Genomic DNA, 14,622 nt, shown 5'->3' with positions numbered 1-14,622 from the left:
TCTGTCCTGCGACCGGCCTTTTTTTCGTGAATTGTTAATTGTCAAAATCGACGAAAAAAAGGATGCCTCATCGCAAATACACTGCTACATTTGGCGATGTTAACGTTAACTTTTCTAAAAACAAAAATAAAGAGGGCTTTATGAAACACCTCAAATCTCTTCTTCCAGCAGCACTGCTTACCCTCTGCGCCGGGCTTCCATCCCTCTCGAGCGCTGCCGATTTGACGATCTCGTGTGGGGCGGTAGGTGCGGAGTTACAACTCTGCAAAGAGGCTGTCCAGGCGTGGTCGAAACAGACCGGCAACAACGTCGAGGTGGTTTCCACGCCTAACTCGGCCACCGAGCGATTGTCGTTCTACCAACAGATCCTCAGTGCGCAGTCCAGCGACATCGACATCATTCAAATCGATATGGTGTGGCCGGGGATGTTGGCCAAACATTTGCTGGATCTGCGCGAGGTGCTTCCTGCCAACGCGACCCAAGGCTATTTCCAGGCACAGGTGGACAACGCCACGGTGAACGGACGGCTGGTGACGATGCCGTGGTTCACCGACTCGGGCCTGCTGTATTACCGCAAGGACTTGCTCGAGAAGTACAACCAGCAGGTTCCCCGGACCTGGGAGGAAATGACCGCTACCGCCAGAACTATTCAACAGGCTGAACGCACCGCCGGGAACCCCAATGCCTGGGGTTACATTTTTCAGGGGCGCGCCTACGAGGGCCTGACGTGTAATGCGCTGGAGTGGATCAGCAGCCAACCGGAAGGCGGACTGGTCAATTCACGAGGCGATATCGTGGTCAACAGTCAGGCTTCAAGAACGGCGTTGACCCTGGCCAAAAGCTGGGTAGGCGACATCTCCCCGCGCGGCGTACTCAATTACACCGAGGAGGAAGGCCGGGGCGTATTCCAGTCGGGCAATGCGCTGTTCATGCGTAACTGGCCGTATGTCTGGGCCCTGGTCCAAGGTCAGGACAGTGCCGTAAAAGACAAGGTCGGGGTCGCTCCCCTGCCCCGCGGCGGCGAGACCGGCAGCCATGCATCCACCCTCGGTGGCTGGGGCCTGGCGGTATCGCGTTACAGCGCCCACCCAAAACTGGCCGCCGAACTGGTGAGCTACCTGACCAGTGCCCAAGAGCAAAAACATCGTGCCCTGATAGGCGCCTATAACCCGGTTATCGAGTCGCTGTATCAAGACCCCGAACTGCTCGCGGCCATGCCTTATTACGCCCAACTGCACAGCATTCTCAACGATGGGGTCATGCGTCCCGCCTCCATCACCGCCGATCGCTATCCACGGGTCTCCAATGCGTTCTTCGATCGAGTGCATGGCGTGCTGGCGGGCGAGTTGCCTGTCGATCAGGCGCTGGCAGAACTGGAAAGCGAACTCACGCGCATCAAACGCCGGAACTGGTAAGCCACAAGGAAGGAAATCACCATGTCTGTCTCTTCTACCCATGCCCCCTGTGATGAGCTGCTGCTCACCAGGGAAACGCCCGTACAACGTCGCCGAGTGCGCGCCGCCTGGCTGTTTCTGACACCGATGTTGCTGTGTCTGGCCCTGGTGGCAGCCTGGCCGCTACTGCGCACATTCTGGTTCAGCCTGACCGACGCCAACCTGGCGGACACCGGTGGCGGAGCCTTCATAGGCTTTGGCAATTATCTGTTCCACAACGGTTCCAGCTGGTCGGGCATTCTGGTCGATCCGCAATGGTGGAACGCGGTGCGCAACACCTTGTATTTCACCGTGGTGTCGGTGGGACTGGAAGTCGTACTGGGGCTGCTGGTGGCGTTGCTGCTGAACATCAAGTTCACCGGACGTGCTCTGGTGCGTGCGTTGATTCTGATTCCCTGGGCGATTCCGACCATTGTCTCGGCGAAGATCTGGTCATGGATGCTTAACGACCAGTTCGGCATCATCAATCACCTGATGCTCAGCCTGGGCCTGATTGACGCCCCTCTGGCCTGGACGGCCGATGCGGATCTCTCGATGTGGGCGGTGATCATCGTCGATGTCTGGAAAACCGTCCCGTTTGTCACGCTGCTGATGCTGGCCGCGTTGCAGATGTTGCCGAGCGATTGCTACGAAGCTGCCAGGGTCGATGGCATTCATCCGCTGAAGGTGTTCTGGCGTGTCACGCTGCCCCTGCTGATGCCCGCACTGCTGGTGGCGGCAATCTTCCGCATCCTCGACTCGCTGCGGGTGTTCGATGTGATCTATGTGCTGACCTCAAACTCGTCGAGCACCATGAGCATGTCGGTGTATGCCCGCCAGCATCTCGTGGAATTCCAGGACGTCGGTTACGGCAGCGCGGCCTCGACGCTGTTGTTTCTGGTGGTTGCGGTCATCGCCCTGCTTTATCTCTACCTCGGACGCCGTCAACTGGAGGTCCGGTCATGAACCTGCGCCTACTGAAAAAAGCCCTGTTGCGCCTCGGATTCTGGTGTCTGATCGGGGTGTTGCTGCTGTATGCGGTCTTCCCTTTCTACTACGCCATCGTGACGTCGCTGAAGCCGTCCAGCGCCTTGTTCGAGGTGAGTTACTGGATCGACAACCCCGACTTCTCCAACTACGCGGCGGTACTCAATCAAGCCTCATTCCTGCGGGCGATCGGCAACTCGCTGGTGGTTGCGCTGTGCGTGGTGACACTGGCGCTGTTCCTCAGCCTGACCGCCGCCTATGCCTTGGGCCGGGTGAAGTTTCGGGGGCGTGGCACGGTCTTGATGATGGTCCTTGGCGTGTCGATGTTTCCTCAGGTCGCGGTGCTGTCGGGGCTGTTCGAAGTGATCCGCGCGCTGGGCCTGTACAACACATCCTGGGCGTTGATCCTGAGCTATACGATTTTCACCCTGCCCTTCACCGTCTGGGTGCTGACCACGTTCATGGGGCAACTGCCCCATGAACTGGAAGAAGCGGCAATCATGGATGGCGCCTCACCCTGGGTCACGCTGACCCGCGTGCTGTTGCCGCTGCTCTGGCCCGCACTGGTCACCACTGGCTTATTGGCTTTCATCGCCGCGTGGAACGAGTTCCTGTTTGCCCTGACCTTCACCCTTACCGACACCCAACGCACGGTGCCGGTCGCCATCGCCCTGATTTCCGGCGGCAGCCCCCATGAGTTGCCTTGGGGGTTGTTGATGGCTGCATCGGTGGTGGTCACCGTCCCACTGGTGATTCTGGTGCTGATCTTCCAGCGCCGAATCGTTTCCGGTCTCACTGCCGGCGCGTTAAAGGGTTGATGCCCAACAAAGACAAGGAACAGCATCGTGATCAAATTGAAACTGGACAACGTAAACAAACAATTGGGCGGCGCGCGGATTCTTCGCGACGTCAGCCTGGAAATCGCAGCGGGTGAATTCGTGGTATTCGTTGGCCCTTCGGGCTGCGGAAAGTCGACCCTGCTGCGACTGATCGCCGGCCTGGATTCGATCTGCGGCGGCGACCTGCTGATCGACGGGCGTCGAGTCAACGACCTGGAGCCGCGCGAGCGTGGCGTCGGCATGGTGTTTCAGTCTTATGCGCTGTATCCGCACATGAGCGTCTACGACAACATCAGTTTTGGCCTCAAACTGGCCAAGACGGAAAAGACCAGCCTGCGCGAGCGCGTGTTGAAAACCGCGCAAATCCTGCAGTTGGACAAACTGCTGCAACGCAAGCCAAAGGAACTGTCCGGTGGGCAGCGTCAGCGCGTGGCCATGGGCAGAGCCATGGCGCGGGAACCGGACATTCTGTTGTTCGACGAACCGCTTTCCAACCTGGATGCATCCTTGCGGGTGCAGATGCGCAACGAAATCGCCCGACTGCATGATCGGCTCGGCTCGACCATGATCTACGTCACCCACGATCAGGTTGAAGCGATGACCCTGGCCGACAAAATTGTCGTGCTCAATGGCGGTCGCGTAGAACAGGTCGGCTCACCGCGTGAACTCTATGAGCGCCCGGCCAGCCGCTTTGTCGCCGGTTTTCTCGGTTCGCCCAGAATGAATTTTCTGTCGGCGCGCCTGCAGACGCCAGGCGAAACCAGCCTGGTCGACACCCTCGTTTGGGGGATCACCTCCCTGCCCTTCGACAGCTCGAAGCTGGCGGCAGGTACGCAGCTGAGCCTGGGGATTCGCCCGGAACACGTGTCGCTCAAGGCGGCGGATGGAACCGCCGGCGTCGTGGTGACCGCGGTCGAATACCTGGGCAGCGAAACCTATGTGCACCTCGAGACAGGTCAGGACGAGCCACTGATCTGTCGTTGCGAGGTCAGCGCCGGATGGCAAGCGGGCGATCGGGTTGAGCTGCAACTGGACATCGACAACCTGCACCTGTTCGACGCCGACGGCGCGGCCTTGAGCCGTCATCCACACGCCATTGAAACCCTGCCGGCTGGCGTCCCTCAGCGCTCGGCACGAGCAAGCGCCCTATGACTGTGTCTTTGAATTCCATGAGTGTTCCAATGTCCGCTGCCCTTGAGATTGCGCAACATGCGCTGAGTGATGGCCTGTCTCGCGTCATCGATGATTATCGTCCCGGTTATCATCTTGCCCCCCCGGTGGGCTGGATGAATGACCCTAACGGGGTGGTGTACTTTCGTGGCGAATACCACGTGTTCTATCAACATCACCCCTTCGACGCGAAATGGGGCCCGATGTATTGGGGGCATGCCAAGAGCGCCGATCTGGTCCATTGGCAGCATCTGCCCATTGCGCTGGCGCCCGGCGATGACTTCGACCGTGACGGTTGTTTTTCCGGTAGCGCCGTGGTGTGTGGCGATACCCTGGCACTGATCTACACCGGGCACACCTGGCTGGGGGACGTGGGTGACGAGCGCTCGATCCGTCAAGTCCAGTGCCTGGCCACCAGCAGCGACGGCATCCGGTTCGTCAAGCATGGCGCCGTCATCGACACCGCGCCGCAAGACACGATCATGCACTTTCGCGATCCCAAGGTATGGCAGGAGGATGACGGCTGGTACCTGATTGCCGGCGCACGTCTGGGCGATAAACCGCTGCTGCCGCTGTACCGTTCCACCGATCTGCACACCTGGGAGTTCCTCGACTATGTGTCTAGCGGCAGCGAGGGCGATGGCTATATGTGGGAGTGCCCGGACCTGTTCCAGCTGAACGGGCGCGATGTGCTGCTGTACTCCCCTCAGGGCATGCAACCCGAGGGTTACGAACGGCTCAACAAGTACCAGACCGGTTATCGAGTGGGCCGACTCGACAGTCAATGGCACTTCACCGGCGGGCCTTTTATCGAGCTGGATAACGGCCACGATTTCTATGCCGCGCAAACGCTTCTGGCCGCCGATGGCCGCCGCCTTGTATGGGCGTGGCTCGACATGTGGGAAAGCCCGATGCCGAGCCAGGCTCATCACTGGTGCGGCATGCTCGGTGTGCCGCGCGAACTTGAACTGCACGCCGATCGCCTTTGCGTGTATCCCGCACGGGAGCTCACCGCTCTGCGCCAGGCGCCATTGCCGGGCGTGCCTTGGTGGGAGGGTTCGGGAACCCGGTGCGTGCCGGAAGTGAATGGCGAGATGCTCGAAATCCATGTGCATCTGGATTTGCGTGGCTGCACCAACGGCCACCTCGGAATCGCCTTGCGTTGCAGCGACGATGACCACGAAGAAACCCTGCTCTACTACGATGCGTCGCTGCAGCGTCTGGTGCTTGACCGCAGCCGCTCGGGTGCGCAAGTCACCGGTCAGCGCAGCGTGTCGATAGACCCGACACAAGAGCGACTGGAACTGCGAGTGTTCCTCGATCGCTCGTCCATCGAGGTGTTCGACGAGAACGGGCGCTTCAGCCTCAGCAGTCGGCTCTATCCGCTACCCGACAGCCTGGGCGTGAAGCTGTTTGCCAATGGGAGTGGCGGCCGTGTCTCGATTCCCAAGGCGTGGCCTCTGGCCTCGGGATGGCTGTGAGCGGCGTCATTCGAGTCGCGGGAAACCCGGGCCCTGTGTCATGATCCTGCGTCAACCTGACCGGCCTCGCCTCGCATGACTTCAGTGAAAGACGTTGCACAGCTGGCCGGCGTGTCCCTGATGACGGTTTCTCGAGCGCTCAATAATCCGGAAAAACTGAGCCCCGAAACCCTTCAGCGGGTGCGTCGCGCCATTGACGAACTGCAATTCGTACCGAGCCTGTCGGCGCGCAAGATGCGCGGCGACAACCTCCAGTCACGCACCATCGGAGTGTTCGCACTGGACACCGCGACCACACCGTTCGCGGTCGAGTTGCTGCTGTCCATCGAACAGACCGCGCAGCAGGCGGGCTGGAATGTGTTCATCCTCAACCTGCTGAGCAACCCGCCAACCGACCAGAACATTGACCTGATGCTGTCGCACCGTCCCGACGGGTTGATCTTCAGCGCCATGGGGTTTCGCCAGGTGAGCATTCCCGAGCGCTTGAAGAGCAAACCTCTGGTGCTTGCCAATTGCCTGGCAGATGACAGTCGCCTGGTCAGTTATGTGCCAGATGACGAAACGGGGCAGTATCGAGCCGTACATCACGCGTTGAGCCAAGGCTATCGGCGCCCTTTGTGCATCAATCTGCCCAAACAGAGCCTGGCCTGGGGCTTGCGACAAAAAGGCCTGCAGCGTGCCTGTCAGGCATTTGGCCTTGCGCCTGAGGCACTGCTGCAATACGACCTTTCCGATCATGATGCCTATGGTGAAACCGCAGCCATCCTCGACCGGCACATTATTGAAGGACGCCCGGAATTCGACATTCTGATTTGTGGCAACGACCGGATTGCCTTTTGTGCCTATCAGCTGTTGTTGGGCCGAGGCCTGAAAATTCCCGCCGATGTCGCCGTGCTCGGCTACGACAACATGATCGGCATCGCCGAACTGTTCATCCCGCCGCTGACCACGGTGCAACTGCCGTACTACGAGATCGGTCGCAATGCCGCCCGGCACCTGATCGAGGCCCTTGAGGTAGAGGGTGCCCAGCCCGTTGATTGTCCATTGGTGGTCAGAACGTCGTTATGAGCCATCAAAACCCTTTACCGAGGGGGCAAGCCTCTCGGTAAAGGGCTGAGTGATTACTTGGGTGGAACGAAGTTATCCCGGCATTCGATTCACCGCCAATTTCCCCCAGCATGATGACCTTTGTTCATGATCGCTGCCACGCCGCGCCCTCTCGCCTCTTCCCGTTCCTCTCCGAGTAGTCCGAAACTCCCAGCCCGTCTGGGAGTATCCGCCGATGCGCAATCCCTGGCGTTTATCCATAGTTGCGACCAAAGGTCAACGGTCAGGCCTAGATGACCGCAACTGCCCCAGGAAAAAGTCATGACTATTGAGCAAAATTCGTTGAGCATCGCGGCGACCGGCGTGGACGTTACGCTGGACGAAACGGCCGGACTGCAGAACGCCACCGCCACTCTAACCCCTGCCGAAGACGCTAACGACAACGACACGGCGACATCCCTGCCCTCGGCCTTCTCTACCCGTCTGACCGCCCTTGGGGCAGGTACTGCAACGGGTGCGGCCTTGAGTGGCTACACCGGTGCCGTGGGCAACGCGGGCAGCGATGCGTTCACCATCAGCGGCGGAACAAGCGGTACCGATATCAGCTTCGTCGGCAGCGATGGCGCACCGCTCAATGGTTTTGACAGCGGACTGGATACCCTCGATGGCACCAGCATCCTTCTCTATACCGATACGAACAACAACATCGTTCTGGGCCGAGCCGGGGGCGCAACCGGCGCGATCGTGTTCGCTGCCTATATTGAAGAAACGGTCACAGGCGGCAAGATCTGGACCGTGGAGTACCAACCACTCAAGCATCCAGGTACGACGAACCCCGATGACTCGGTCGATCTGACGGGCAAGGTTTTCATCGGAGCCAGTCAGAACCTGGAATTCAGTCTGGCCGGTGCGCCCTCCGGTCAGAACCTCTTCCTGATGTTCACGAAATTGAACCCGGCAACTGAAACGGTCAATGGTGTCGTGCGGATCACCGATCCCGCCATCATCGCCACCGGCAAGTTACCGGCGAATCAGTCCGGGCTTGACCCCAACAGCACAGCCGACGACATCAATATAACGACCGGCGACACGATCAATACCAGCCAGGCGGGTGGGCCGACCACCTTCGGCACCAACAACCAGATGATTACGGAACAGGAAGGCATCCGCTTTTCGTTCGTCACGGGTGCCCGGCAGGATATGACCATTCCCAACCTTAGCCAGGGCGAAGCAGATGTTGAATCCAACATCGACTTTACCGGCGTCGTCAATGTGAAGACGGTCAGTTTCGACGTCGTGCAGTTGCAAAGCGGCAAGAGCGCTGTCGTAAAAATCAGCGCATTCAGCACCGCTGTTGAATCTGGCACGCAATTCATCGACGGATATGCGAACGATGCGCCGGTTGCCATCACCAATGTGCGCGTCTTCAATTCAGGCGTATTGGTGACTGATCCGGCCCTTGTCATCAGCATTACTGGTGGGGTTGCAACCATCATCGGCGTTAAAGCCGGCTACCTGATTGAATACACCACAACGGCGGATCACAACCGCGTGCTCATCGAGAACGGGGCGGCCCTCGACGCCAAGGGTAATAACCACGCCGATTTTGATATCGATGGCCTCCACCTGTTCCAAGCCTCTATTACGAGCACCGAAATCGGTTCCCGGATGAACTTCGAAGACGACGGGCCGGCGGCAGCCGGGACCGCCGTGGCGGGAACCGTCGACGAGGACGGCCTGGCCAATGGCATTGCCGGTGGTACAGGCGACGTGGCTGGCGAGGCGACCACAGCCAGCGGAAGTGTGACCGGCATCTTCCAGTCCGGCGCCGACACGCCGCTGACCTATGCCTTGTCGAGTGACACCAGCGGCTTGCCGGCGCTGAGCTCGGGCGGAGTGGCGCTGGTGTACAGCGTCGCGGGTGGCACACTCACCGCCAAGGCCGGCGTAGCCGGTGCCGACGTGTTCACGTTCAGCCTCACCGCAGCGGGTGCCTACACCTTCACACTGCTCAAGCCGCTGGATCACGCGGCAGGTAACAACGAGAACGACATCACCATCAACCTGGGCTCGCTGCTGCAAGCCACCGACAAGGATGGTGACACGGTGACAGCCGCGGCCGAGAAACTGGTCATCACCGTCGATGACGACACGCCGACTGCGACCGGCACTGCCGCAACGGGAACCGTCGACGAGGACGGCCTGGCCAATGGCATTGCCGGTGGTGTGGGCGATGTGGCTGGCGTGGCGACCACGGCCAGCGGCAGCGTGACCGGCATCTTCCAGTCCGGCGCCGATACGCCGCTGACCTATGCCTTGTTGAGTGATACCAGCGGCGTACCGGCGCTGAACTCGGGCGGAGTGGCGCTGGTGTACAGCGTCGCGGGCGGCACACTCACCGCCAAGGCCGGCGTAGCCGGTGCCGACGTGTTCACCTTCAACCTCACCGCTGCGGGTGCCTACACCTTCACGCTGCTCAAGCCACTGGATCACGCGGCAGGTAACAACGAGAACGACATCACCATCAACCTGGGCTCGCTGCTGCAAGCCACCGACAAGGACGGTGACACGGTGACAGCCGCGGCCGAGAAACTGGTCATCACTGTCGACGACGACACGCCGACCGCGACCGGCACTGCCGCAACGGGAACCGTCGACGAGGATGGCCTGACCAATGGCAATGCCGGTGGTACGGGCGACGTGGCTGGCGAGGCGACCACAGCCGGCGGCAGCGTAACTGGCATCTTCCAGTCGGGCGCCGACACACCGCTAAGCTATGCCTTGTCGAGTAACACCAGCGGCTTGCCGGCGCTGAGCTCGGCCGGGGTGGCGTTGGTGTACAGCGTCGTGGGCAACACGCTCACCGCCAAGGCCGGCGTAGCCGGTGCCGACGTGTTCACGTTCAGCCTCACCGCAGCGGGTGTGTACAGCTTCACGCTGCTCAAGCAGCTGGATCACGCGGCTGGCAACGACGAGAACGACATCACCATCAACCTGGGCACGCTGCTGCAGGCCACCGACTACGATGGCGACACGGTGACGGCCGCGGCCGACAAACTGGTCATCACCGTCGACGACGATACGCCCGTTATACAGACAGCCCCTGTGCAAGATGGCGATCCCACTTTGGGTGCAACGTCCTGGACCTTTTCGGGTGACTTCGCCTACTCGTTAGGTGCGGACCAGCGCGGGCCGACCTACTCTTCGGCAGCGGACAGTGATTTTGCCGAACTCGCCCTCTCTGGTACGGCGAACGATGTTGCGATCGTTGATCCAACGGTCACCTGGGATTCAGAGGACCTCAACGCTGCCACGTTTAACGTGTCGTTCGAATACGATCACGATCGGAATGCTGCCACCGCGACTGAACTGGTGGAAGGCACGCTGGTGTTTGACAAAGTCAATGACACCTACACCTTCGAGATGGATGCGCTGCAAACGACGCAAGACGTCACGCTGGGCGAAGGCACTGGATACGAAACGTATGACGTGGGTGGCACGAGCCCTTCCAGTGGCCCATCACCTGTGGCTACCGGGAAGCTTGGTGAAGGTTTCTTCATCCAGATCACGGGCTTCGAGGCACCACTTAGTGCCGGCGGCAATTCTGTTGTGACGGCGAATGAGCTGGTGAGCGGCACGCAGGCCCCTGTAACCTTGTCCAGCACTGCTCTGGGCGTCTCCGGAAATACGATCCAGGCAGGTGAAGCGGCCAACATCAATTTCTTCCAGACTGATCCGAAAGGAAATCTGGGCGCGACCAATTTTAGTTACGCGACCGATTTCTTTATCAAGTTCGATGGCTATGAGACTGAAAGCGATGATCTTTTGCTTATAGTCAGTCTTGCTGATGCAAATAATTCCTCCCTCACTACAACACGTGCCATCTACGTCGACCAAGGCGATGTGTACGAGAACGATACAAACAACGCCGATCTTGTTGGAACCAAGTACGAGGCCCTTATCGCCAACGACCCAGCCGATCCGAACGACCCGTTCCTGGACAATAATGATGCGCTATTGATTGTTGAAAGTAATGATTTCAACATTCAGACCGGTGATAACTGGCTCATCAAGGGTATTCAGATTCTTTCGAATGATGCGGGCCTTACGGGCAGCGCGATAAATCTGAATCGCAATGTCGGTGCCGATGGCGCAAGCAGCACTGCCGCACAGCCGGTCAGTGGTCTGGTCGGGCCTGGAAACACGATTGCGGAGGATACGAGTACGAATCCGCTGAAGATCATCGATGCTGGTTTCTCCACCACCACGACTACACCCGCTACCCTTGATCTAACGCTGGATTTCAAGGTCGTCGATAGGGATAGCGATTTCACCGCTGTCCAGACGATTGATATCGAAAATCCTGTGGTGGTCGAACTGGTGGGAGTGACTAACTTGGCACCGACAGATTTGGTGCTTTGATTCGGTGACCGACATCGCAAGCACTGACATTGTCTGAAAACCGCTGCAGGTACACGGCCTGGCTCCCGCAAGGGGCCAGGCCGTTTTTTATTGGGCCACTGCGGTCCCTGAGCCAAGGCCAGACGAGCCTTGCGGCATGTCCTCATTCACAAACGGAATAGGCGGCACCGTTCCTTCACGCCCTCGTGCTGTTCCCCCATCCAAGTAGTCTGAAACTCCCATCCCGCTTGGGAGTATTGGCCGATGCGCGATCCCCGGCGCTTAGCCATAGTTGCAGCGATAGGTCAACGGTCAGGCCTCGATGACCGCAATTGCTCTGGAGAAAGATCATGGCTATTGGAATCACCGGCGTGGACGTTACGCTGGACGAAACGGCCGGGTTACAGAACGCTACCGCCACTCCAACCCCTGCGGAGGACGCTAACGACAACGACATTCTGGTGGCGTCCCTGCCCTCGGACTTCTCAACCCGTTTGACCGAACTGAATGCCGGTACCGCAACGGGTGCGGCCTTGAGTGGCTATACCGGTGACGTGGGCGACACGGGCAGCGATGCGTTCACCGTCACCGGTGGAGCCAGCATTACCGACATCAGCTTCGTCGACAGCGATGGCGCACCGCTTGATGGCGCGGACAGCGGACTGTTTACCCTCGATGGCGCCAGCATCCTTCTCTATACGGATACGAACAACAACATCCTTCTGGGCCGCGCCGGGAGCGCTACCGGCGCGATCGTGTTCGCCGCCTATATCGAAGAAACCGGATCGCCGGTCTCGGGCGGCAAGATCTGGACCGTGGAGTACCAACCGCTCCAGCATCCAGATGATACGAACCCCGATGATTCACTCAATCTGCTGGATAAGGTATTCGTCGGAACCAGTCAGGACCTGGAATTCAGCCTGGCCGGTGTGCCTTCCGGTGCGAACCTCTTCCTGATGTTCACGAAGACGAACCCGACAGTTGTCGACGACGGTGGTGTCTTGCGGATCACGGATCCCACCATCATCGCCACCGGTAAAGACCCCGCAGACGAGTCAAGCGGCGCCAATATCAACACTGGCGACACGATCATTACCAGCCAGGCGGCTAACCCGACCACCTTCGGCACCAACAGTCAGATGATTACGGAACAGGATGGCATCCGCTTTTCGTTCGTCACCGGTGCCAGGCAGGATGTGACCATTCCCAACCTGAGTCCGACCGAAGCAGATGTTGAATCCAACATCGACTTTACCGCCGTCTTCAACGCGAAGATGGCCAGCTTCGAGGTCGTGCAGTTGCAAAGCGGCAAGAGTGCCGTGGTAACAATCAGCGCATTCACCACCGCTGCTGAACCTGGCGAGGATTTCATCAACGGCTATGCGAACGATACGCCGGTTGCCATCACAAATGTGCGCGTCTTCAATTCAGGCGTATTGGTGACTGATCCGGCCCTTGTCATCAGCATTACTGACGGGGTTGCAACCATCACTGGCGTTAAAGCCGGCTACCAGATTGAATACACCACAGCGTCGGATCACAACCGAGTGCTCGTCGAGAACGGCGCGGCCCTCGACGCCAGGGGCAATACCCACGCCGACTTTGATATCGGTGGTTTCACGCTGCTCCAAACCGCAGTTTCGACTGCCGAAATCGGCTCCAAGATGCTTTTCGAAGATGACGGCCCTGCACTCGCCTTTGGCAACCTGATCGGCACCGGCAGCGTCCTGCCACAAACCGGGTACTGGAGTCATTCGGCCGGCGCCGACGGGCTGGATGCGAACGGTCTGGATATTTCGGTGGATAGCTCGTTCACCCTCGTCAGGCCAGACAACACCACCACGACCGGGACCGCCACACTTGACGAGCTATCGCCCTCACCGGACGGCAATGGCGCGTACCAGTTCGCCGGGACGTTGACCGGCGATTTCGACAACAACGCCGGAACGGACGATACCACCATCGACTACACGCTGAGTGCCTTGGCCGATGGCAGCTATGTACTGGATCTGGTGCAAGGCTTCAGTTCGACGGTCGTGCTCAGCACTGCCGATGGCTCGCTCAGTGCCGGCGGCCCGGATCCAGTGCGCACCTTGTTAATTCCGAAGACGAGTGACCCGACCATTCCTTCGGCATCCGAGGAGGTTGTGTTCTTTTCCGCGAAGGCGCTTGCGTCGACTTCGGACATCCTGACCGGTATCGGGCTTGGAGCACCCGACCCCACCGAAGCCCAGATACAGACCAACCCCCTGCCCTCGTACATCGACTCAAGGGCCATGAACGTCAGCACGTCCGGCATCGGCGTCGCCAATAACGTTTTCCAGGGAGACAACCTGGCGGCAATCAGCGCCGCCGATGAAAGTTTCGTCGTCAATCCGGAGAGCCTGGTGACGGCCATGAAGGTCTTCATCGACAACTCTGTAGCGGGTTACAACACCGCGACCGAGGACCTGTACTACAAGATCTACTATGAGGATGGCACGACTTCGAACCTCATCGAGGTGAATACCCTGACTCCAGAGCCCGGTGGACAGGTGTCCTTCCTCATTGAGCAAGACGGCACGACGCTGATCGACGCTGTTCAGCTCACGATGGGCCGAGGCACTATCAAGATCCCGGTGATCCAGTTCATTCAGGAAACCGCGAGTCTGGCCAGCGATATCCAGCTGTCGTTCAATGCGACGGTGACGGACAGAGATGGGGACTCGGCATCAAGTACGTTTGACGCCAACCTGTTCGCCAACGACTTGGGCGGTTCCTTCGACTACACGCTGGTGGGTACGGGCGGTGAGCGTGATGCCTTCAACGTCGACTTGTCATTCACCGAGAACCTGTACCAGGTCACCGGCTTCGATGCGGGCGCAGACCTGCGAGATACGCTGGTGCTCAACGGCGACCAGAACGCGGTTGTCCAGATTGACAACAGCGGCTCAGACAGCATTGTGTCGGTCACCGAAACGGGCGGACAAGTCACGACCATCACCTTGGTCGGGGTTGATCTTCTGACTAGCAACGACATCGTTATGGGCAGCGTCTGAGGCGTCGCGCGCGTGAAAGGATGCGAGGGTGGCGCAAACTACCCTCGCATTGTTTTTTTGCAGTTCCAATAGGAGATCCGCACGCTCGCATCACCCTGGGCACCCTGCAGCAGACCACCAACGAGGACCACTAGGCCGAAACTCCCACCCCGCTTGGGAGTATCGGCCGATGCGCAATTCCCGGCGCTTGGTCATAGTTGTAGAGGTCAATGGTCAGACCTCATGA

General features: G+C 59.3%; 8 protein-coding genes. All 8 read left to right on the top strand.

Going from position 1 to position 14,622, the window contains the following annotated elements:
- Positions 1-140 precede the first annotated feature (140 nt).
- The gene (locus IB250_RS14015; protein ID WP_192344517.1) at positions 141-1,415 is read left to right on the top strand and encodes an ABC transporter substrate-binding protein; all 1,275 of its coding nucleotides are present in this window, start codon (positions 141-143) and stop codon (positions 1,413-1,415) included.
- 21 nt (positions 1,416-1,436) lie between these two features.
- Positions 1,437-2,399: a carbohydrate ABC transporter permease gene (locus IB250_RS14010; protein ID WP_192344516.1), complete on the top strand. Its 963-nt coding sequence runs from the start codon at positions 1,437-1,439 to the stop codon at positions 2,397-2,399.
- Positions 2,396-3,238, top strand: coding sequence for a carbohydrate ABC transporter permease (locus IB250_RS14005; protein WP_123494902.1), 843 nt, complete (start codon positions 2,396-2,398; stop codon positions 3,236-3,238). Before IB250_RS14010 ends, IB250_RS14005 begins: the two co-directional genes overlap by 4 nt.
- Positions 3,239-3,265: 27 nt before the next feature.
- Positions 3,266-4,411 (top strand): ABC transporter ATP-binding protein, encoded by a 1,146-nt coding sequence (locus tag IB250_RS14000; RefSeq protein WP_192344515.1) that lies wholly within the window; start codon positions 3,266-3,268, stop codon positions 4,409-4,411.
- The gene (locus tag IB250_RS13995) at positions 4,408-5,910 is read left to right on the top strand and encodes a glycoside hydrolase family 32 protein (RefSeq protein ID WP_192344514.1); all 1,503 of its coding nucleotides are present in this window, start codon (positions 4,408-4,410) and stop codon (positions 5,908-5,910) included. Before IB250_RS14000 ends, IB250_RS13995 begins: the two co-directional genes overlap by 4 nt.
- Positions 5,911-5,985: 75 nt before the next feature.
- Positions 5,986-6,978, top strand: a complete 993-nt coding sequence (locus IB250_RS13990) for a LacI family DNA-binding transcriptional regulator (RefSeq protein ID WP_192344513.1) — start codon at positions 5,986-5,988, stop codon at positions 6,976-6,978.
- 300 nt (positions 6,979-7,278) lie between these two features.
- Positions 7,279-11,379, top strand: a complete 4,101-nt coding sequence (locus tag IB250_RS13985; RefSeq protein ID WP_225603504.1) for a hypothetical protein — start codon at positions 7,279-7,281, stop codon at positions 11,377-11,379.
- 329 nt (positions 11,380-11,708) lie between these two features.
- Positions 11,709-14,396 (top strand): DUF5801 repeats-in-toxin domain-containing protein, encoded by a 2,688-nt coding sequence (locus tag IB250_RS13980; RefSeq protein WP_192344512.1) that lies wholly within the window; start codon positions 11,709-11,711, stop codon positions 14,394-14,396.
- Positions 14,397-14,622: the final 226 nt, after the last annotated feature.

The organism is Pseudomonas sp. PDM09, from assembly GCF_014852305.1.
GTDB lineage: Bacteria > Pseudomonadota > Gammaproteobacteria > Pseudomonadales > Pseudomonadaceae > Aquipseudomonas.
Note: the sequence above shows the minus strand (reverse complement) of the source record. Positions and strands in the feature narration are given on the sequence as shown.

Coding starts and splice junctions, on each gene's coding strand:
- IB250_RS13980 (WP_192344512.1), top strand. CDS start 11,709: ATGGCTATTGGAATCACCGGCGTGGACGTTACGCTGGACGAAACGGCC.
- IB250_RS14015 (WP_192344517.1), top strand. CDS start 141: ATGAAACACCTCAAATCTCTTCTTCCAGCAGCACTGCTTACCCTCTGC.
- IB250_RS13985 (WP_225603504.1), top strand. CDS start 7,279: ATGACTATTGAGCAAAATTCGTTGAGCATCGCGGCGACCGGCGTGGAC.
- IB250_RS14010 (WP_192344516.1), top strand. CDS start 1,437: ATGTCTGTCTCTTCTACCCATGCCCCCTGTGATGAGCTGCTGCTCACC.
- IB250_RS13990 (WP_192344513.1), top strand. CDS start 5,986: ATGACTTCAGTGAAAGACGTTGCACAGCTGGCCGGCGTGTCCCTGATG.
- IB250_RS13995 (WP_192344514.1), top strand. CDS start 4,408: ATGACTGTGTCTTTGAATTCCATGAGTGTTCCAATGTCCGCTGCCCTT.
- IB250_RS14005 (WP_123494902.1), top strand. CDS start 2,396: ATGAACCTGCGCCTACTGAAAAAAGCCCTGTTGCGCCTCGGATTCTGG.